This is a genomic window from uncultured Parabacteroides sp. (assembly GCF_905196875.1).
In the GTDB taxonomy this organism is placed as follows: Bacteria; Bacteroidota; Bacteroidia; order Bacteroidales; family Tannerellaceae; genus Parabacteroides.
In genome coordinates, this window is record NZ_CAJJWO010000085.1 from 1 (window position 1) to 21,156 (window position 21,156).

Genomic DNA, 21,156 nt, shown 5'->3' on the forward strand with positions numbered 1-21,156 from the left:
ATCACTTCGCTAATTAAACAAATAGAAAGGGTTGCAATTAATAACATGCAACCCTTTCTATTTGCTGTAATCCTCCTCTTAACAAAAGAAAGCAAAGGAACACTAGCCGATTTAAAGTGAATTCCTTACCTTTGGGAGTGAAACAAATCAGACTTGTATGGAACTCACTCTCCCAACCCAGTTGAATGCTACCGAACCGACCGTACTCGACACGAAGGTACTCGTTGTGATCGGAGCGAATGGCGCCGGCAAAAGTTCGTTTGGTAGGGACTTGCTGGAACGTTATGCCGATAACAGTAAAAAGATATCCGGTATGCATTCGTTATTTATCAGCAGCGAAGAACCTGTTCCTGTCGAAGGCAACGAACTTAGCCGTCTTCAGTCGATGATCGCAGAACGCATTTTTATGCCTCGTCTTTCGGAATACGAAAAACTGATCCTGCGCCTGCAAAGCGAAGAATTCGAAGCGGCCGTAAACTACAAGGAGGCCTGTAAGCTCAATCCGGACCTGCAACCACCTGTCACCAAAATAGACCGCATCCAGGCCATCTGGGAAAAAATGTTTCCCCACAACCGCCTGGTGCGCAAGTCTGGATTTATCGAACTGGCTTCCACCAGCCGTGACGGCAATTCATATACAGCCGAAAGAATGAGCGACGGCGAAAAGATCGTCTTCTACCTGATCGGAGCCGTACTTTGTGCCACCCCGAACGAACTGCTGGTGATCGAAGAACCGGAAATACTCCTTCACAACTCCATCAAAAACCTTCTCTGGGACGAGATCGAAGCCATGCGCCCCGATTGCACCTACGTATATCTCACACACGATATCGACTTTGCCACCTCACGTCCGCAAGGTAAACGGATCTGGATCAGAGATTACAATGCCGATACCCACGTCTGGGATTACCAGCTGATAGAAAGCAACGACAGCCTTCCCGAAGAAGTCTACATAGATATCCTGGGAAGCCGTAAACCGATCCTGTTCATCGAAGGCACCGATTCAAACAGTATCGACAACCGCCTCTACCCGCTTATCTTCCCCGATTATATGGTCAAGCCGATGGGCGGTTGCCAGAAAGTGATCGAAACGACGAAGGCCTTCCGTCAGCTACAGGATTTCCATACGCTGGAATCGATGGGGATCGTCGACCGCGACCGTCGTACCGGGGGAGAGATCGATTATCTGCGCGAGCAACATATTTTCGTTCCCGATGTAGCCGAAGTAGAAAATCTGCTAATGCTCGAGCCAGTCATTAAAACCGTTGCCAGTCGCCTGATGAGAGATCCCGAACAAGTATTCGAGCAGGTAAAAGAGAATGTAGTCAAACTGTTCGAGAAAGATCTGGAAAGCCAGGTGATTCTCCATGCCAAACACCGTGTACGCAAAAAGCTCGAAACGACAGTAGACCGGAAAATCACCACGGTCGAACAACTGACCGAACACGTGGAAAGTATTCGTTTCAACGTTCACGTAGATGAGATTTACAGCGGAATAAAAGATAAATTTATTCAATACGTCGAGACAAGCGACTACAAAAATATCCTCCGGGTATATAATCAGAAAGGCATGCTTCCGCAAAGTCGCCTGTGTAACATTTGCGGTATCAGCAACAAAGAAAGTTATCTGAACCTGATACTCTCTATATTGAAAGAAAATAAAGAGGATGCGGAAATCATCCGTTCATCCATCAAAGAATCTTTAGGGACATAAAAAGTTATCAAAAATGCAGGAAAAGTCCGTAAAAAATCGTTCTTTTGCACATTAAAATTATCGACATTAACTGGGATAGTCCTTTTACAAAAAGAATATGCGTACACCGACACTACAATACCTCTACCTGCAAAAGCCGGTAACAATGGTTATCATCATCTGTATAATCTCCGTACTTCCCTGGATCGGTCTGGGGGATTTCTCCACTAAAGGAGAACCACGTGAAGCATCAGTTGCTATATCCATGTTGGAATCAGGAAATTGGGTGTTGCCCCAGGTCTATGCCAACGAGTTTGCTTACAAACCTCCTATGGCACACTGGCTGATGGCTGCTTTTTCCTACCCGCAAGGATATGTATCGGAGTTTACCGCCCGCCTGCCGTCTGCACTGGCTTTTATCTGTCTGATGGGATGTACACTGGTCTTTTTCGGACGAAGGATTAAATTTCAACAGGCTTTCATAGCCACTCTCCTATTACTTACCTGTATAGAGATACATCGGGCGGCCATGACCACCCGGGTCGATATGCTTCTGACCACTTTCATCGTGATCGGTCTCTATCAGTTGTTCCGTTGGGAGGATCGGTTGGAATTGAAAGGCTTACCGATCATAATTCCTATATTACTGGGATGTGCCGTATTGACCAAAGGGCCTGTCGGCGTTATCCTTCCTCTGTTTGTGTTCGGTGCTTATCTATTGATGCTTCGCAAATATAGTTTACTGACTATTTTTAAATCGCTCCTCTATATCGGTGTCTCTTCCTTATTTTTACCTTTACTGTGGTATATCGCAGCCTGGAAACAGGGAGGAGATCATTTCCTGGATGTCGTACTGGCAGAGAACTTCGGACGCTTTTTCCACCTCGACACTCCGGAGATCAGTTATGACCTGGGACATGAAAATGGTGCGTGGTACAATTTTATGACTCTGGCTGCCGGATTTATTCCCTGGACGATCTTCTTTTTCTTCTCTCTCTTCGGGCTGAAATGGCAAAAATCCAACCAGTCTTTCAAAGAGATCCTGAAAGATAACTGGAACCGCATTCTTTCTATGGAGAAAGAAAAGCTATTCAGCCTGGTAGCTTTGGTTTGTATCATCTTTTTCTATAGCATCCCTTCCAGCAAGAGAAGTGTATACCTGATGCCCGCTTATCCGTTTATCGCGATATTTCTGGCACAATATGCAATTTACATTACCGAATACAGGACAAAGGTTACCCGTATATTTGCTGCATTCCTGGCCTCTATTACAACTGTTGTTCTGATTGCTATCGGATTGACAATGATAGGAGTCATCGATCCAGTAACTATCGTATCGCAATATACAGACCGTGCTGCTACCTTGTCGCAGGTTGAAGCCGTATCGAATATGTTTTCTTATTGCAACGGCCTGACGATCTGCATTGTTATTATCGTCCTGTTGGCCCTGATGACAGTACTTTACCAGATGTTCAAAAAGATAAACATCAAAATCTTGTATGCCACCATAGCATTGAGCTTCACGATCAATCTATTGATCGACGGCGTTATTATGCGCGGTATCCGTCAGAATGGTTCTGCACGTCCATTCGCAGAAAGGGTAATGAAAGAATATCCGTTGAACGAAAATAACATGTTCGTAATGAACAATCTCAGGATTTACAGGAACCTGTACGGACTGAATTTCTATCTTGGAAACCGTTTCCATAACTTCGAACAGGAAATGCCGGAAGGAGGATTTTTCTTTGCTACCCCCAGTGATCTGGAGACAGTGATTAAAAATTACGAAGGCCAATACACATTCAGTATATTGACCTCCTCTGATTATATCATTCAAGAAATGCGACGTCCGATTCTTTTATGTAGTTTCGCACGCGAGAAATAAAGCTTATTTAAGCTCTTTAATCTTTATACTGCGGAAAGCAACCTCATCGCCATGATCCTGCAACAGGATATGTCCCTCGGGAGCTTCCCCGAAACGCCCTGCCTCGTTATATGACGGGGCAGCATATTTACTACCTTTCACTAACTCACGGAAAGCATCCGAGCCACGTTCGTATTCCAGTGTTTTAAATCCGTTCAACCAATGTTCTACATGATTATTGGGGAATACTTTCAAAACTGCCTGATTCCAGTTTCCAACACCGTTGAAACGTTTATTCTGTGCCGGCATCATATCATAAAGGCTCGCCAGTGTACGGCTACCGGGGATAGTTGTATATAACTTGGCATCCGGATGAAGCTGATCGTCCAATATCTGGTATTCCAGACCGTAAGCCGACCCACTCTGTTTTTCAGCCTCCGTTACGAAATACTTGATACCACTGTTAGCCCCCGGTGTAATTTTAAATTCCACACTCAACTCAAAAGCTGCATATTCTTTATCGGAAACAATATCACCGCCGTTGGTAGACTCTGCGCCACCCGACTTCAATACGATCAGTTGTCCGTCTTCCACTTTCCAACCATGATCCGGGAAAGCCTCTTTATGAGCTCCACGCCATCCTTCGGTTGTTTTTCCATCGAACATCAAATTCCAGCCATCCGCTTTTTCTGCATCTGTCAGGTAATTGGGAATACGGTTCACTTCCGGAACTAAAGTACCCTGCATACGCTCCGCTTCCAGGTTTTCCGTTTTGATACGTATATTACGCCATTTGATCTCTTTTCCTTCCAGTTCCGTATTCTTACCGATACCATGTACCTGAAAAGCAATAAAGCCTTTAGCCGTTTCGTCATCATACAAGTTAGCCGTATTGACACCATTCAGCCAGATACGGATATTATTGCCGATCGCTTCGATACGATATTTGTTCCAGTCTGTCTTTTTGTAAGCAGCCTGCCCCGGTTTGTTATCGACCAATGTCACAAGCCAGCCACGACGCGCCTCATCATACACACCACCGCTCCAGGCTCTGTCTGACGGGTCCATTTCACACTGGTAACCATGCACACGTCCGTTCTGATAGTCCGGGCGGCTCTCGCTGCGGAACTGTACTCCCGAATTCAAAGAAGGATCGCATAAGGCTTCAAACTCCAGGATAAAATCACCATATTCCTGTTCGGTAGCCATAAAACTATTCGGCTGCCCCGTTACCGAAGTTCCTACCAGACAACCATCCTCCACCCGATAAGGAACTTCTCCATTTAACTGTTTGAAACCGGTAAGATCTTTACCATTGAATAACTGTTGCCAACCGTCATTCGACTGACAGGAACAAAGCAGCACAAGAGATAAGGCTGCCAATTTCAAAGTTGCTTTCATTCTGTTTTCCTTTTAGTATTATAAGTAAGTAAATGTTTTTCCGGTATACGGACACTAGTGTGTACGAGCACAAATATAGAAATTAATTTATAATGTACCAGCAAATGCATAGCTATTTTAATAAAAAGGAATCCTTATCAAAGAAATAGGTGTATCTTTGTATGCAAAATGTAATCAATAAAGGTATTTCTATGAAACTAAAAACGGCTCTCTTTGACTTTGACGGTGTGATAGTCGACACTGAACCAATTTATGATATTTTCTGGAATGAAGCAGGCGTCCGCTACGGAACAGGTATCGACAACTTCGCCGCTGTGATTAAAGGCACTACCCTCCCCTATATAATGGACAAGTATTTTTCCGATCGTCCGGAAGAATTCCGTCAGATGGTAATAAAAGAATCGACCGAATACGAAAGTACAATGCCGCTACCGGCTATGCCCGGCTCCCTTGAATTCCTGCACTTGCTGAAAAAGAACAGTGTGCAGATAGGCCTAGTCACCAGCTCCGATGATTCAAAGGTTGCACGTGCATTCAAATTACATAATCTGGACAACTTATTCGACACGGTCGTAACAGCCGACCGTATCACAAAAGGCAAACCCGATCCGATGTGTTATCTGCTGGCAGCAAACGACCTGAACGTCTCTCCAGCCGACTGCATCGTATTCGAAGACTCCTTTGCCGGCATACAAGCCGGAACAGCAGCAGGCATGCGGGTAATCGGATTAAGCACTACCAATCCGGAAGAAACGCTCAGAGATAAAGTATATAAAGTGATACCGAACTTTGAAAAGACGACTTTCGAGGATTATTTGAAGTGGTAAAAAGAACCGGGTGTCAAAAATAGTCTGACACCCGGTTCTTTTTATCTCACACTACGACATCACTAAACTTAACATAACATTTTTCTTTACAAAAAACAAATCTACTTAAACGTAAAGCATCCATAAGTTTCATCCCTAGCAAACAAGATCCGACGACGAATACAAGAGACAATATACCAAATAGAATAGCGGTATTATCAAATGCAAAATATGGAATAACAAATTTCGTAGGCAATGTAAAAATAGGTGAGAACACAACAATACATAAGGAATTACGGCCTAAATAAACAAATATTCTTTTTGCATAGTTCGACAAGTAACCAAAAACAAACAGTAAAAAACTCAATACTAATATAGTTATTATAATCCCCGACAAAGAGCCCCTGTCTAAATTAGTTATCGAAGAGGATAATATAATTAACGGCAAGACACTCCACAAAGAAGGTTGAATTATATCAGTAAACCTGTTATTACTTAAAAGAATAGAAATACCAATTAAAAAATAAATAGTATTTGAAAAAGAAATACTCGTGAAATAAGTTATTAAATAAAAAATTGCAACCAAAACGACCAATGCAGAGAAATTTTTCAGTTTAATTATTCTACATACAAAATAATACATTATCATACAAAAAACAAGTGTATGCAAATACCAATATGTCCCGATAGGATGACAACAAATTATATTCAAATAATCAAAAATATTCAATGAATATAATTTATTTGATGAAGGGATAATAAACGAAAATAAGAATATCATTATCACATAAATTGATTCAAAAATTATATATGGAACAAGTATTTTAAATATACTTTTGGAAAACTTATTTAATGGTTTATTTATATTCGTGAGAAAACCAGATATTATCAGAAAACCTGACATATGAAAAGTATAAACAAATTTACTCAAATAAGGATATACATCATTTATGTATTGTAGATGAAATAACACCATTAATAAGATCAATATACCCTTCAAATAATCTAATTCAATAAGACGTTTTTCCATTTCTAGTTCTTTAAATAATCCCCATACTCAATTTTCCAATATGCACATAATTAAAACAAATATAAGAAAAAAAGAGGAATATCCTTTCTTATTCATAAGCTTACACTTATAGAATTTACTTAAAAACGCTTTATCTACTTCAGAAACCTGGTCAATTTCACAAGCTTTCGCATCTACATTTATTTAAACAAATTTCGTCTTAACCGATTCAGAAATCCTATCAAGCAAAAGTAAAGATCGACAATCTTATCATTTTTAAAATACATACCTAATATTGCAAATTTATAGATACCTTCTACCTGAGTTACATTAGGCAGCGGTAATATAAATCGATATTGAAATTCCTTTAAATAGTTTAATCGATCTTTTTTTGATATTTTTTCCCGGGATAAATACATTAATAATATTGCCCATTGTTCCCATTTTTGACAAAAAACACCAACCGCTTGATACAAAGAGTCAGATTGCCATTTCTTTGCCAACATTTCCAAAGCCCGACATCCTTTACGAGTCGTTAAATGATAAGTTTCATAATCCAATTCCGATCGTATCAAGGATGTTGCTACTGAACGATAATAATACACAGCAGAAGGAATTAATCTAATGGAGTGAATATGCAGACAATACATCGAAGTAAAAATAGCATCTTCATATTTTCTTAAATCCTTACAAAAAGAAAGTAGATTTGATATAATAATATCTCTTTTAAATGATTTATTGCATGTAAAACCAAATTCTCCACAATCTAATAAATAAGTTAATGCCTCTGATACCGCCTCATTACTTTCTCCGGAAAAATTTTTCAGAGATATAACCTCAGAATATCCATTCTCTGATATCCGAAGCATTTCCATATAGACTACATCATAATCAGAGTCTTTACGAGCATCTAGATATTTTTCCAAATAATCAGATGTTACCCAATCATCAGAATCAACAAAATGAACATATTTTCCTCGGGCAACAGACAATCCAAGATTTCTTGCCATAGAGACACCCTGATTACAGGTATGAAACACTTTTATACGTAAATCTTTTTCTGCATATTCATCGCATATTTTACCACTACGATCTGTCGCCCCATCATCAACTAATATTAATTCAAAATCAGTATAAGACTGATCCAATAAACTATCAATGCACTTATACAGGAATTTCTCTGTATTATACACCGGAATAATTACTGAAAAAACAGGTATTCGATCCTCTATACTATTTATATTTTCCCCAATCATATATTTCTAAAACTTACACCTATTCTTACATTGAAAAATAATCTTTCCACAATTACGCTTTAAAGACTGTGTTTGAAAGTAGATATTCGCCATCAGATAACAGAGAAAAGGATATCGAAAAAATGTACTTACAATTAAATAGAAATCTTTTCTTTTACGCCATAAAAAATTCATTACTTCTTTTTTACTCCAATAACAATCATACAAAATATTTGTAACATCCGCCCTTTTTCGACTTATACAATGTAAATAGAAAGGGAAAAACATCAAATATACTCTATTACGAATTTGTTGATTATAAGGATAAAAGTCTAAAAGATAAAATATTGCTTTTACCATTGTCATATTATGTATCCATGACATTTCTTGTTGCTTCTGATTGGTTACCGAAGATGAACGATTTACATAATTATAAAGACACATATCAACTACAATAGCATTTTTCACCTTTAATACTATTTGCATATTAAAAAATAAGTCTTCACCCATAAATACAGGATAGTAAATTAAATTGTCAAACATCGATTTACGAATCAATACTCCCCATATTCTTTTCCAACCTTTACAAAGCATATTCAATAATAAATCCTGGCCTGACAAACCATTCATACTATTGTCATTCCTTACTTCATATTTATCATTTCCACAATTAACATAATAATTGCCTATCACATAATCTGCTCCACTTTTTAGAACTCCATTGTAAAGTTCTTCTATTGCATTTATCTCCAGATAGTCATCTCCATCCAAATGAAATACATATTCACCTCTGGCCACATCCAATCCCGATTTACGTGCATAAATCAGTCCCTGATTCTCTTTTGTAATTATTTTAATACGATTATCCATTGCAGCATATGCTGCAATAAGCTGAGATGATTCATCTCGCGATCCGTCATTAACAACAATAATCTCTATATCCCTGAAGGTCTGATTGATACAAGACATCAAACAGGTATCCAGATAGGCAGCAACATTATACACCGGAATAATAATTGATACTTTTATATCCATGTTTTTACAAATTTCTATTATAAAATCACTTTGGTCTACAATTATAAACCTCACTCAAATACCTCCTGATTTTATCTTTATCCATTCCGCAAGCCTTTTTGATTTCAAAGACCTTAGCATCAACTAAGGTTCTATACCACCATCCTTGCAGAAAGTGCCATAAAAACCCTTCTTTTCCATCCAGAAACCCACCTTTAAGGAAATAACGATAAAAGAAATAAAAAAAAGATCGCCAGAAAAGAGGCATATGCACATAACGATGTTTTATTCGTCTCTTTTCCATTGCCTGAACCGTTAAAATTTTCTGATCATCAAATTGCGATGCACCATATAAATCCAACTCGATATCCAATAGGTCGGCTGCCTCACGAACGGCATAACTTACATGTTTATTACAGAACCATGAAAGATTATTCAAATTATGATCAACAAAATCCCCTTCAAAATTAACAGTTATTCCATCCAGTAATTGAATATGTTCGTCCATCAGTCGCTGTTCACAAATAGCTTTACCATAGCGAAACATACGAAGCAAATAAACGGGATAAATCCCTCGTTTCATCCATTTTCCCAAAAAGTAATGACGTCGTTTAAAAACAATGCCAGAAATATTATCCGGTAAAAATGAAACTTTCTCTAATAACTCCTTTATCAATGCGGGTAGTAAATACTCATCCGCATCCAATCGAAGTACCCATTTCGTTCTAACCGGAGCATGTCTCAATGCCCAGTTAAATTGTTTTGCATAATTATTCTCCCACTTATTTTGCAAGATCATCGCACCATACTCCTTCGCTATATCCAACGTACGATCCGTTGAAAAAGAATCTATTACATAGATATCCAGCGCCAAATCCTTTAGATTTTCCAAACAACGACGAATATGAATTTCTTCATTATAGGTCAAAATAATCACTGACAAATCTAGCATATCTCATTCATTATTCGTTTCCTTATATACTTAGCCGGATTTCCTCCGACAATAGTCCATGCCTCCACATCTTTGGTAACCACACTTCCTGCACCGACAACAGCACCTTCTCTAATACTAAGACCAGGCAATATCAATGCTTTGGCTCCAATAAAAACATAAGGCTCAATATCTATTCGACCTACCATCAAAGGAAGTCTTAACGTTGACAAGTCATGCGTACCATTACAGATATAAGAATACTGGGATAAAACGGAATTTTCACCGAAGCAGACAGGACCTAAATTATAGACTTCAGAGTGAGGACCAAGACAAGCCCCTTCTTTCATTTCCAAAAGCCAAGGGACATATATACGAGCTGAAGGAAAAATAAAAACCTTTTTTACTTTTGCCCCAAATATCCGAAGCCAAAAAAGCCTCCAGAAATTTAGTTTTTTCGGAGTCCAACGACACAATAACAACCAGGTAAAATACCATAGGCGTATTCCCAATGCCTCTTTTACAGACCAAGAAGTAGTAGCTGAATCCTTTTGAAACCCAATTTTAAGCCAAACCTTTCCCATCACACAATGTCATAAACAAGTTCAAGAAACGATCTGCTATACAAGGACAAGAAAATTGCTTGGCTGTTTCCGCTGCATATAAACCTAATTTACGACGCTTGGAACCATTTTCTATCAGATCAGCCAACGCAGCTTTTAAATTCTCAACGGCATTTTCTTTTACATTAAATCTTATGCCATTCTTTTCATGAAACACATAATCATCGAAACAGGGGATATCCGATACAATAACTGGTAATCCCAACGCCATAGCTTCCAAAGGAGCACAAGGCATCGCATCACCTGTCGTCGGAAGCGGAGGATAACAATATATATGTGCAGTCCGCATATATTGAGCTAATAAAATCGGATCAGATATCTCTCCTACAAAATCCAACTCAAAGTTCTTTACATGCTTTTTTAATTCATTACAATATTCTTTTCCTCCGCCACCTCTCCGTATATCATTTGTTCCAATTAAAGATAATTTTATCTTTCTCTCAACCGATAATAAAGAAAGGGCTTTTACCAGGTTCAACAACCCTTTTTCTGGATGTAATCGTCCTGTATAAACCACATGTACAGTATCTTCTATATCTCCAATAGATGTATAATTATAAATATCCTGATTTACGGGATTATTTATTACGCATACATTTTGTAGTCGTGGAGCTTGTTTCATCACTGTTTCGCCAATCATCGAACCACATGCCACTAATTTATCGATATTAGACAAATATTTAAATTGATTCTTGGGAAAACGAGCCACATTATAGATTGAAACCTTATACTTATTTTTAAAGAATCTACATAAGAAAGGAGTCCAGAAAGTATTCATTACTAATATATCTGTTTTATCAATTTTCATAAGAGAATTAACTGAATATAGAAAATCAAATATCAGATCAAAATACACGGAACTTTTTCTTTTATAACCTTTAATATAAATATTATTTATTCCATTTTCATCCAACAGATTACTAGTACATTCTTTACATACTGGTCGTTTTGATATAATATTTACCAGATTCCTCCTTTTTACAAATTCTATCGACAGGTCGTACCAGATTTTCTCTACTGCACCAATACCTATAGGAGGTACATATCCGAAAGGAGAGGTTATTATTGTTATTTTCATATTCATTTGTTTTTGTTTATCTTAGTTATTTCCAACAAAACGGATAGATTATCATTCTCCATTATCAAGAGACTTTGAGTATATTTTCCGGCTGCTTTCTTTTTAAGCACAATATCTTCATCAGAAAGATTTCCCAGAAAAACGGCTATATTTTCTTTTATATTTGCAGAATCTGAAACCAACCAAATCGCATCACTAAACATATAAGCACCTTCCGATTCCTCATTTGCATTATATAAAACAGGTATACCGGAACAGATCGCACTAACCACTTTCGAAGGTACACAAACATGATTCCAGGAAGGGAGTAAAGATGCCACACATATATCTACAAACTGTAATTCTGCCGGAGTAATATAATCAAGTACAATTACCGATTTAGACATGCTAGCCTCTTTCAGGATTTGTTGTGCTTTTGCCCCATATAAACGAAGTAAAAACAAATGTTTTTCAGGATTTAACTGCCTGATTAATTCCAAAAGAAATACATCATTATGTGCTTCTCCTATATTCCCAGCGTAACAAAAAACGATCTTATCCTGATTATTTTTTCGCCAAAAAGGGATATCTGCTCTCTCTATTGAACATATCCCACAGGGTAACACTATATGGGGAATAGAAGATTTATTATATTGCCGGCATAGATAACGATATTGCTGCTCGCCCAATGTGATTAAAAAATCAGGGACATGATGATAAACTAAAGACGTTATCATCCGGTAAATCGGATTTTTACACGACACCAAACCTGCCGAGACAAATGCTTCCGGATACAAATCCATTGTCCAAAAAGCCAATTGACTCCTGAAAAAAGGCCGAAACAAAATAGCCCAGACATTTATCAGAGAAGGATCGGTCAATACGATTTTCATCTGATGGCGTGGTAAAAACATGGAACAGATTATCAAGCGAAAACCATCCGCCAAATTTCCCAAAAGACGAAGATATTTGTTCGTACCACTATATAAATCAGCCAATTCAATCGTCCGATAAGGCAATATTTCATGTGTGGAAGAAATCTGTCCTTTATAGGGAGCACGTATAGACAATACAATCACATCGATATCGTTTTCCCACAAAAAATCGGCTAACTTACGGACAGGGCGCCCCGTGGCGGAAGGATGGAGAGCACCGTATTTATTGATCAGCACTACTCTTTTTCTCATATTATTGAAGAAAATTATTCGTTAACACCATACCGGTTATATCGAATAGACAGTTTACCCGGTATTAATAATAATCTAAGACATAAGGCTCTGTAATATTTATATAAATATTGAGAGAATGACTTTTTGTGACAGATAACAGACATCTGTTGGATTTCAGTTGTTATAACGTTTTTTGTCGATGCTCCAACTGCAAATGTTGGATATACCCCTTCCAACTGTACTTTTTTGCTCCGCATAAAGGGATAATCATCTGCCAAAGTAAAAGGAAGAGGTGTCGACAGTAATCGTTTTGCCCCCTCACGATTAATGAGGTAAGCACAAGTACCATACGCATTATAAATTTTATAAAATGTATATTCTCCTAATTGGCGGTATTTTTTAGGATAATAAAGAAAATGCATAGCCAGAGTAATAAAGTAAGGTTTATTATCCTGATAATTATACAATATCTTTGCCAAGAGATTTTCAACATCTGCGGGATAAATAAAAGTCACATCATCTTCAAGAATCAAAGCAAACTCTTCCTCTGATTCCAGTAATTTCCGGTAACACAGCCTATGACTTAACGTACAACCGATTTCTCCTCCCCTCGGAGTACGGTAATATCGGTTTATGAATTTATCCACATCAAAACATTCTTTTATTTCCTTCGATGACATATCCCTCCCATCTACAGCCTTCACCAACTCGATATCCAATATGGAATGGTTGGCTGTTTCTGCCAATACAGCCTCTCTACGATCAACCGAGTCTTTCAGGTTGATCACATATGTTTTTATCTTCATACTCGATTTATTGATATCCGTAATAATTACCTCCATATCCATAACCATAATATCCATATCCATAACCATAACCGGCATGTTTATAACGAGCATCATTCAGCAAAACAGACATATGCGGTAATTTACCACCGGTATACAGGCTTTCCACATCCGACAACCGTCGACGATCCATCAAACCTTCACGTATTACATAAATACACAGATCAGCAATCCGGCTGATAATCTGCGCATCAGCCACCATACCATAAGGAACCGTATCGATAATGATATAGTCATATCGGTTTCTCAACTGCTCGATCAATTTATCCAAAGACTCCCCTAACAACAATTCGGCAGGATTAGGAGGAATAGGTCCGGAAGTAATCACATCCAGTCCTTCAAATTCTGTATGGGGATGTATTAATTGTGTCAGATCTGTTACCTTTCCTGATAAATAATTAGTCAGTCCTTGTAATATATTGCCATTCTTATCTTTCTTCGAACCTTTTCGGATATCCATTTCCAGCAAAATAGTCCGTTTCCCGGCCAATACTAAAGAGGCTGCCAGATTATAGGATATAAACGATTTACCGGAAGCCGGATTAAATGAAGTCAACATCAAGACCTGTGATTTGTTCTGTTTATCCAACATGAAATCCATATTACTCCTTACAATCCGAAATGCCTCGGAAACCCCATCTCTCTGTTGTTTTCCGACCACCATTTCTTCTTTTTTCCGGTTATGCGGTATTTCTCCCAGAAACGGAATAGTCAAACTATCTTCAATATCTTTCCGGCCCCGCACAGTGACATTCAGCATTGGACCCAGATAGAAAAACAAGCCCGGTACAGCCAAACCGGCTAATAATGCCACCAATAAGATCACCAGAAAGTTAGTACCAGCTACCCCTACTCCGTAAGCGGGATCCACTATACGAAGATTACTCTCGGAGGTGGCAGATGTCAACGCATTCTCTTCCCGCTTATTCAATAAATAGAGAAACAACTCTTCTTTTATTTTCTGCTGCCGTTCTACCGAGAGTACATATTTCTGCTGCGTCGGAATACCGCTGATCTTACCGGCTTCCAACATTTGCATCCGTCTGGCATATTCCAGTTTCGAACTGATCTCATTTTTTGTGTTTCTTAAGCTCTGGATGACAGCCTGGCGTAAGGATGCTACCTCGTTATTCCGGGCTCTGACAACCGGACTATTATCGCCTCCGTTTTCCATCAGTCTATCCCGTTCCAGTAGTATGGCATTATATTTGTCAATCAATGCCGCTATCCAGGGGCTCAAAAGGCCGGTGTTGGCAGGCAGTAGAGATTCTTTTTTTAACGGATCGTGTAAATACTGTTGGACCAATTCGATCAGTTCCCTTTGATTGCTCAAGTCTGTTACTTCCCAATCATATCGATTTCGGTTTTCCAACGAAATTTTTGCTTCAATATTAAAATCCGCCGATTGGTTCTGTTTTCTGTATTCTTCAATACTACTCTCAACATTTCCCAATTCTTCATTGATCAGATTCAAACGCTCATCAATAAAAACAGCCGTATTCCGTATGATCTGTTTTTTATCTTTCATCGATTCGTCGACATACATGCGTATCAACGTATTCAGGATATCGTCTCCCCGTTTCGGATCCGTATCCAGATAGGTCAATGTCAATAAATTGGCATCATTGACAGAACGTATCACCTCCAACTGTCCTAATTGGGAAGATATAAGCGATTCATAATCCCGGCAAAATACCTGTACAGAAACATCCAGCCATTCATCACTGAAAAAAGAAGTACGGTTTACTATCATCCGTCCCAGCGGAGTGTCCAGCTGTGTGCCGAAAGAGTATTCCATCGCACCATCCGGATCGTCCTCCAAACCTTTTATCCTGAAACGATCAGTTGCTACAGGAATAATAAAGAAGGAAGCCGGTTGAGTAAAAATCGAATCGGGAAAGCTGATTTTCAAAGGCATATCCGTATACAAATCTTTACTTTTCAGACCTTCATCCACAGAATAACCAATTTCCAATCCTAATTCCCGGATAACTTTCCCCATCAATACACGAGATTTGAATATCAATATTTCTCCATTGATATTATTATTCTCGCTGTCTTCAAACATCTGTTTTTCACTAAAGGCTTCCTCTGATCTCACTTTGTTTTTCAGCTGGACTACGGCTTCCCGTTCGTAAACGACCGGGACAGCTATCTTATAGATGTAGCCCCCCGTCATACAGAGAAAAACAGACAAAGCAAACCAATACCATTTTGTTATAAATACGTCTAAAACAGTACGGAGATTAAATTCATTGATCGGACTGAATTTTTCGGTATAAGGAGTTTGTTCTTCCATCTCTTTTTATTTAAAAAGTATAATGCTTATAGTACTCAAGAGAGAAGCAATCGATATCCAGGTTCCGGCACTTGTAAACTGATTTTGTGTGCTTGCCTCCGCTTTGGCATGGTTAGGTTCCACATAAACCATATCATTCTGCTGCAGGTAATAGTCAGGCGACTGGAAAATATCCCTTGAACGCAGATCATGATACAAGATGGTACGCACACCTTCCATTTCCCGAACAACTGCCACCCGGTCACGACGTCCATGAATAGTTAAATCGCCGGCCATACTGAGAGCCTCAAACAATGTTATACGCTCGGAAGAAATATTATAAGTACCCGGTCGATTCACTTCGCCTAGTATCGACACACGGAAATTAAGAAAACGGACCATTACGATAGGTTCTTTTATATATCCATCCTTTTCCAACCTATCCTGGATCAAATCCGTCACTTGCCGACGAGTCAAACCGGCCACTTTTACCTGCCCCAGCAATGGAAAGTTGATCGTACCGTCTGCTTCCACCAAATACCCCTTATTATTATTCCCGCCGGAATATCCATAATTATTTCCACCACCATCGATTCCACTTCCATATTGTAGAAAAGGACGTAGTAACTCAGGATCCACGCTGCTAATCGTAATATCCAGCAAATCGTCTTTCTGTATTTTCAGACTGGACGTATCAATTATTGCCGTTTTTTTCAGTAACTCCTCCCCCTGCAAGTAAGCAATATCCTTCACTGAGCCACAAGAAAACAATATACAGATCAAAATCACACTTCCAAACAGCCTTTCAACATCTTTCATATTCAACTATTTCTCATTTATTTTTCCTATTAATCCTTTTCCCGGTTTGAATTTCACGCTAACGCGTTTCCGTATCATACATTCCTGACCGGTCCTTGGATTACGCCCCATACGTTCAGCCTGTTCCCAAGGCATATAATGACCGAAATTTTGTATTAAAACAGATTCTTCCCGCGTTATCGAGTCACTGATAACTTCGTTCATGGTATCTATAAAACGTAAGGTTTCCGTAACCGGCAACGCCATACGGAATGCAATCTCTTTTGCTAATTCAATTTTATTCATAATGATAGATATTTGTTTTTTATTCATACACAAATTCAGGTTTGTCAGCCTGCCCGACAATCCAGTCATACAACTGTTTCATCTGTCGGGATACGACATCAACCGAATATTTATCCAATACCAACTGACGCCCCCGTTTTCCCATCGCCAGTAACTCTTCTTCATCCAGAGATAAAGCTTTCCTTACTGCTATGGTTAAGCTATCGACATCATTATTTACCCACCAACCACACCGATAAGTTTCCAAATCCTGCCAAGGGGAGGCAGTCGATGCAATAACAGGTATTTCCTGAAGCAAGGCCTCCGGAACAATCATGCCGAAATTTTCGAAATCGCTGGGAACGACCAGACAAGTCAATGAGGCTAACAAACGATTCTTTTCCGTTCCGGAAACCCAACCGACAAACCGGATATTAGATAACTGTAAACGCTCCGCCTCTTTCTTCAAAAAAGCGACATAATCAGGTTCTCCTTCCCCCATAATCAATAACTCTCCGCATTCACACAGATGCTTCCACACTTCCAGCAAACGATCGATTCTTTTAACCGGATGTAAACGTCCCAGATATCCAACTATCTTTTTTTTCTTCTCCGAAAAAGAATTTTCTATTTTACATATTTCCATCGGACAAGGAACAACTGCAACCGGATTGGTAAATCCCAACGACCGATAATATTTCATCTCCTCCATACATGTTGTATGGATACAAGCTGCTTGTTGTAATTGCCGACTTTGATACAAAAACAAAGAGATTTTCTTTACTATGGAAGAATGTTCTAAAGCCTTCGGATGCAAAGTACCATGTAAAGTAATCAGATAAGGACGTCCCTGTTGTCGGGCATACTGCGCCACAATATAACTCGAATACAACCATATTCCCTGAATATGATAAATGTCTGCTCTTTCCTTTTTAGCCAGTTCCCGAGAGATAGCCCTCGTATATCCCCAACGTTTATACAGGAAACGAGGCCGAGGTAAATAACAAATAAAAGGATCATCCGACACGAGATCCTCACCTGGTCCCGGCTGGGTTGTCAAAACCTCCACATCCATACCTAAAGCTCTTGTACCTCGCAAAGTCAATAAAGTCGTATACGAAGGCCCTCCACCTGCCTTACTCATAGAGTTTATTACATGAATAATTTTCATTTATACTACATTTACATATTAGAATTCAATACATAAAAAACACACTTTGATCTTCCGGATATACTTTATTAATCATACTCCGGATATTTTCAGGTATCATATAATCTTTTGCGATCGACAATCGGTTTTGATATTCGGATAATTCAAATATTTCCAGTAATTTTATCCAATCACTTTCCGATTCATACTGAAAAACCTCAACATTCTTTCCTAAAAAATAACTTTGAGGATTTAGCCAGGGAATTCGCTTATTGCGTAAATAAAAATCCAGATCAGAACAGCTAAAAAGAATCTGATTACAGATATCGTTTACGGAAGCCGTATTAAGCTTCCGTAAACGATATGTCCCGGGACATATCGAAAGCAGATAAATTTTTGTAAGAAGATTTGATTCCGCATACTCACCCATCATAAGTTTCGGATATTTTATAAACCCTCCCACATTTTTTAATTGCAGTGAAAATTCTTTAACAGCAGAATAAAAACGATTATAAGGATTACGTACCATCACAGTAATCCGGTATTCCTCCCATTCCGAAACAAAACGCGGCAAATCATTATAAGTAACATGCCCCAGATCCGTTCCATATTTATGAGTGTAATACTGCCACCATTTTGTAGCTCCAGTATTTCCATATTTTTCAATATAAAGGTTCCTCAGAAAAGTTCCTCCGCATTTCGGATTATGCAGGTATATTACCTTACGCTCATTATCGACAATCATAATAATATATTTATTAATTCAACAACCAATTCGCTTTCAGTATCGGAGAATGTGCCAAAAGTTCTGTGACTTTAGCCAGCCGTTTATGCAAAGGAATCATGCGGGCAAACAAATCCCTCCGCACCTCTACTGTCAATGCCAGGCGTAATTGGGATAATATCTGCTCTATTCCTCTAAGTAAAGTAGCTTCATAAACTTCCAGTCGGCTAAAACGGGTTACAACCTTCATATAGTCAATAAACGCCTCACGTCCCATCTGACAAAACAGGGAATCCGGATCATGTTTCGGTTCAAGAACAATCCGTCCGACAGAAAAACCTTTTCCAGATAACAGGCGCGCCGATCTTATAGCATTCGTTTGCCCGGCCTCGTCGCCATCGAGCATCACAATAACATACCCGGTATACCGACCGAGTAAAACAGCATGCTGTTCGGTCAGGGCAGTTCCGCACAAAGCTACCGTATTACGGAACCCAGCTGCATGCATGGCCAGCACATCTTTGTATCCTTCGGTGATATACACAAAACCATGTTGTCGGACCGCTTCCCGAGCCTGATACAAGCCATACAGGATATTACTTTTTTTATATACTGCACTAGTCGGCGAATTGATATATTTACGAATGTCCGTTCCTTGGGTTTCTCCCCGGTAACGACCGGCAAAAGCGACTAATGCTCCCCGTTCATTCCGGATAGGAAAGACGATACGGTTACAATAATTTTTATAATCGGAAGGCAACGAAGAAGGAGCCAGACCTACCTCAAATGCCTTATAAGTTTCACACAGCATTTCATCTTCAGGCTGATATTCTTCCAACAAATCGAATATCATACGGCAACTGCGAAGTATCCCGTCAATATGAAACTGACTAACCAATTCCTCCGATACCGGCTGCACCACCTTCTTTGCCGGAGAAAATTTTGCCAGCCGGTAATCGTCCGTTTCCGACACCCCATACCATTCCGCCAGTATTTCCAATGCTTCACGAAAACTGCATCCTTCCATTTTCTGAACGAATTTAAAAAGATCACCACTTTCGCCACAGGCAAAACATTTGTAATATTGCTCTTTCACATTAACATACAACGATGGATGCCGGTCGTTGTGGAACGGGCAAAGCCCCAACATCGTTTTTGCCGAACTACCGTTCCTGCTTAATGGCAGATAGCGTTGCACAACATCTTCCAGACAGGTTACAGATATTATTTGATCTTTTAAACTCACTTTTTATTTTTCAAATAAGTTTTCAACTTTCTATATTCATCTTCATATCCGAAAGTGATAAAATCTTTCTTATATTTACGATATACAAGCCATGCCGTAAACGGGGTATAATAATCCATCCAGTTTTTTCCGGTCATTGAAGCACTCCGGTTGGTATGTTCCAATGGGAGAAAATTAAATCGTTCACATATCGCTCCATATTCAGCTGTTATATTTTCTATCTTCCCGACAAAATCGACCAAACACTTATCTTCCTTATCATATATTAACCTATATTGTCCGGCAAAATGAGGTTCGGCCAAACAATCAGGAAGCAGACAAACTCTCCATACGAACTGAGTAAAGTTATATACCCGAAATACACAGCTTAAGAAATAATACTTCCAACAGACATCATCCGGATGCTGAATACATTTATCCTCGAAACAGGAAACCAAACGCTTATAAGGATTTCGTACGAATGTGAATTTATAGTACTGTTTCATTTCCGAATTAAGTTCTTCCGTTGAATGTTCCGGCAACCGGTGTATATCCGGCTGTTCCCCAACAATCGACCTCTTTATCGACGAACAGGCTACTTTGGGATTATTCAGATAAATAACTTCTTTCTTTTTATCAAACACAAACGTTCTGGGATATCTGCCCCATTTCCTGATACATCCATAGACATAGCATATATGCGTCAAATATACACCTGCTTTTTTTATTGATAATTTTCTCTGGTATAAGGGGTTACCCCCCCCCCCGCGTTTGCATTCGTTAACATTTCTCATGGTATTAATTTTTATTTTGTTTCAAATCACTCTCGGATCATAATCCGTCAGGCAAGTCATTGCCGGATTATACCGGAATTTGGCAATACCGATAGCCCCGTTACGGTTCTTGGCCAGCAGTAACATACCGACACCGTGGAGGTCTTCCTTTGTCTTCGGATCATAAAAAATATTGTATTTCTCGGCACGGTAAACGAAGATCACCACATCCGCCACCTGCTCGATCGCACCGGAATTGCGCAAGTCGCTCAGTAC

General features: G+C 39.1%; 20 protein-coding genes. 3 read left to right on the plus strand and 17 right to left on the minus strand.

Annotated features, from left to right (window positions below; genetic code table 11):
• Positions 1-157: 157 nt before the first annotated feature.
• A complete protein-coding gene (locus QZ076_RS19300) occupies positions 158-1,714 on the plus strand; it encodes a DUF4435 domain-containing protein (RefSeq protein WP_293716356.1) in 1,557 nt (518 codons plus the stop codon).
• Between the two features lie 97 nt (positions 1,715-1,811).
• A complete protein-coding gene (locus QZ076_RS19305; RefSeq protein ID WP_293716359.1) occupies positions 1,812-3,578 on the plus strand; it encodes a glycosyltransferase family 39 protein in 1,767 nt (588 codons plus the stop codon).
• 3 nt (positions 3,579-3,581) lie between these two features.
• On the opposite strand, the gene QZ076_RS19310 is transcribed toward QZ076_RS19305, so the two are convergent.
• Positions 3,582-4,958, minus strand: coding sequence for a DUF1080 domain-containing protein (locus QZ076_RS19310; RefSeq protein ID WP_293716362.1), 1,377 nt, complete (start codon positions 4,956-4,958; stop codon positions 3,582-3,584).
• A 191-nt stretch (positions 4,959-5,149) separates the two neighbouring features.
• Here QZ076_RS19310 and QZ076_RS19315 point away from each other — a divergent pair, with 191 nt between their 5' ends.
• Positions 5,150-5,785 (plus strand): HAD family phosphatase, encoded by a 636-nt coding sequence (locus QZ076_RS19315; protein ID WP_293716365.1) that lies wholly within the window; start codon positions 5,150-5,152, stop codon positions 5,783-5,785.
• Between the two features lie 46 nt (positions 5,786-5,831).
• Here the strand turns inward: QZ076_RS19315 and QZ076_RS22030 are convergent, their stop codons facing one another.
• From QZ076_RS22030 to QZ076_RS19390, 16 genes are all read right to left on the minus strand, one after another.
• Complete coding sequence (locus QZ076_RS22030) at positions 5,832-6,794, minus strand: acyltransferase family protein (protein ID WP_365326379.1); 963 nt, start codon at positions 6,792-6,794, stop codon at positions 5,832-5,834.
• Positions 6,795-6,973: 179 nt separating this feature from the next.
• Positions 6,974-8,029 (minus strand): glycosyltransferase, encoded by a 1,056-nt coding sequence (locus QZ076_RS19320; protein WP_293716368.1) that lies wholly within the window; start codon positions 8,027-8,029, stop codon positions 6,974-6,976.
• 6 nt (positions 8,030-8,035) lie between these two features.
• A complete protein-coding gene (locus QZ076_RS19325; protein WP_293716371.1) occupies positions 8,036-9,043 on the minus strand; it encodes a glycosyltransferase family 2 protein in 1,008 nt (335 codons plus the stop codon).
• Between the two features lie 25 nt (positions 9,044-9,068).
• Entirely contained in the window at positions 9,069-9,974 is a 906-nt protein-coding gene (locus QZ076_RS19330) for a glycosyltransferase family 2 protein (protein ID WP_293716374.1), read from the minus strand.
• On the minus strand, positions 9,968-10,303 hold the full coding sequence (locus QZ076_RS19335; protein WP_293716408.1) for a DapH/DapD/GlmU-related protein: 336 nt from the start codon (positions 10,301-10,303) through the stop codon (positions 9,968-9,970). The genes QZ076_RS19330 and QZ076_RS19335 overlap by 7 nt, the downstream gene beginning before the upstream one ends.
• A gap of 214 nt (positions 10,304-10,517) precedes the next feature.
• Positions 10,518-11,654: a glycosyltransferase family 4 protein gene (locus QZ076_RS19340; RefSeq protein ID WP_293716377.1), complete on the minus strand. Its 1,137-nt coding sequence runs from the start codon at positions 11,652-11,654 to the stop codon at positions 10,518-10,520.
• Between the two features lie 2 nt (positions 11,655-11,656).
• Positions 11,657-12,820 (minus strand): hypothetical protein, encoded by a 1,164-nt coding sequence (locus tag QZ076_RS19345; protein WP_293716380.1) that lies wholly within the window; start codon positions 12,818-12,820, stop codon positions 11,657-11,659.
• 14 nt (positions 12,821-12,834) lie between these two features.
• Positions 12,835-13,677, minus strand: a complete 843-nt coding sequence (locus tag QZ076_RS19350) for a glycosyltransferase family 25 protein (protein WP_293716383.1) — start codon at positions 13,675-13,677, stop codon at positions 12,835-12,837.
• Complete coding sequence (locus tag QZ076_RS19355) at positions 13,616-15,946, minus strand: tyrosine-protein kinase family protein (RefSeq protein WP_293716386.1); 2,331 nt, start codon at positions 15,944-15,946, stop codon at positions 13,616-13,618. Before QZ076_RS19355 ends, QZ076_RS19350 begins: the two co-directional genes overlap by 62 nt.
• A 6-nt stretch (positions 15,947-15,952) precedes the next feature.
• The gene (locus QZ076_RS19360) at positions 15,953-16,744 is read right to left on the minus strand and encodes a polysaccharide biosynthesis/export family protein (RefSeq protein ID WP_293716389.1); all 792 of its coding nucleotides are present in this window, start codon (positions 16,742-16,744) and stop codon (positions 15,953-15,955) included.
• A gap of 6 nt (positions 16,745-16,750) precedes the next feature.
• Positions 16,751-17,029, minus strand: coding sequence for an HU family DNA-binding protein (locus QZ076_RS19365; RefSeq protein ID WP_293716392.1), 279 nt, complete (start codon positions 17,027-17,029; stop codon positions 16,751-16,753).
• A gap of 19 nt (positions 17,030-17,048) precedes the next feature.
• A complete protein-coding gene (locus tag QZ076_RS19370; protein WP_293716395.1) occupies positions 17,049-18,179 on the minus strand; it encodes a glycosyltransferase in 1,131 nt (376 codons plus the stop codon).
• Between the two features lie 25 nt (positions 18,180-18,204).
• Positions 18,205-18,903 (minus strand): hypothetical protein, encoded by a 699-nt coding sequence (locus QZ076_RS19375; RefSeq protein ID WP_293716398.1) that lies wholly within the window; start codon positions 18,901-18,903, stop codon positions 18,205-18,207.
• Between the two features lie 13 nt (positions 18,904-18,916).
• Complete coding sequence (locus tag QZ076_RS19380; protein WP_293716400.1) at positions 18,917-20,128, minus strand: CHC2 zinc finger domain-containing protein; 1,212 nt, start codon at positions 20,126-20,128, stop codon at positions 18,917-18,919.
• Positions 20,125-20,901 carry a sulfotransferase family 2 domain-containing protein gene (locus QZ076_RS19385; RefSeq protein ID WP_293716403.1) on the minus strand — a complete coding sequence of 259 codons (777 nt, stop codon included), beginning with the start codon at positions 20,899-20,901 and terminating at the stop codon, positions 20,125-20,127. The genes QZ076_RS19380 and QZ076_RS19385 overlap by 4 nt, the downstream gene beginning before the upstream one ends.
• A gap of 21 nt (positions 20,902-20,922) precedes the next feature.
• On the minus strand, positions 20,923-21,156 hold a 234-nt coding region (locus tag QZ076_RS19390), incomplete at its 5' end, for a DnaB-like helicase C-terminal domain-containing protein (RefSeq protein ID WP_293716406.1).

Coding starts and splice junctions, on each gene's coding strand:
- QZ076_RS19360 (WP_293716389.1), bottom strand. CDS start 16,744: ATGAAAGATGTTGAAAGGCTGTTTGGAAGTGTGATTTTGATCTGTATA.
- QZ076_RS19335 (WP_293716408.1), bottom strand. CDS start 10,303: ATGAAAGAAGGGGCTTGTCTTGGTCCTCACTCTGAAGTCTATAATTTA.
- QZ076_RS22030 (WP_365326379.1), bottom strand. CDS start 6,794: ATGGAAAAACGTCTTATTGAATTAGATTATTTGAAGGGTATATTGATC.
- QZ076_RS19330 (WP_293716374.1), bottom strand. CDS start 9,974: ATGCTAGATTTGTCAGTGATTATTTTGACCTATAATGAAGAAATTCAT.
- QZ076_RS19355 (WP_293716386.1), bottom strand. CDS start 15,946: ATGGAAGAACAAACTCCTTATACCGAAAAATTCAGTCCGATCAATGAA.
- QZ076_RS19370 (WP_293716395.1), bottom strand. CDS start 18,179: ATGAAAATTATTCATGTAATAAACTCTATGAGTAAGGCAGGTGGAGGG.
- QZ076_RS19365 (WP_293716392.1), bottom strand. CDS start 17,029: ATGAATAAAATTGAATTAGCAAAAGAGATTGCATTCCGTATGGCGTTG.
- QZ076_RS19300 (WP_293716356.1), top strand. CDS start 158: ATGGAACTCACTCTCCCAACCCAGTTGAATGCTACCGAACCGACCGTA.
- QZ076_RS19315 (WP_293716365.1), top strand. CDS start 5,150: ATGAAACTAAAAACGGCTCTCTTTGACTTTGACGGTGTGATAGTCGAC.
- QZ076_RS19340 (WP_293716377.1), bottom strand. CDS start 11,654: ATGAAAATAACAATAATAACCTCTCCTTTCGGATATGTACCTCCTATA.
- QZ076_RS19325 (WP_293716371.1), bottom strand. CDS start 9,043: ATGGATATAAAAGTATCAATTATTATTCCGGTGTATAATGTTGCTGCC.
- QZ076_RS19345 (WP_293716380.1), bottom strand. CDS start 12,820: ATGAGAAAAAGAGTAGTGCTGATCAATAAATACGGTGCTCTCCATCCT.
- QZ076_RS19305 (WP_293716359.1), top strand. CDS start 1,812: ATGCGTACACCGACACTACAATACCTCTACCTGCAAAAGCCGGTAACA.
- QZ076_RS19375 (WP_293716398.1), bottom strand. CDS start 18,903: ATGATTGTCGATAATGAGCGTAAGGTAATATACCTGCATAATCCGAAA.
- QZ076_RS19385 (WP_293716403.1), bottom strand. CDS start 20,901: ATGAGAAATGTTAACGAATGCAAACGCGGGGGGGGGGGTAACCCCTTA.
- QZ076_RS19350 (WP_293716383.1), bottom strand. CDS start 13,677: ATGGTTATGGATATGGATATTATGGTTATGGATATGGAGGTAATTATT.
- QZ076_RS19310 (WP_293716362.1), bottom strand. CDS start 4,958: ATGAAAGCAACTTTGAAATTGGCAGCCTTATCTCTTGTGCTGCTTTGT.
- QZ076_RS19320 (WP_293716368.1), bottom strand. CDS start 8,029: ATGATTGGGGAAAATATAAATAGTATAGAGGATCGAATACCTGTTTTT.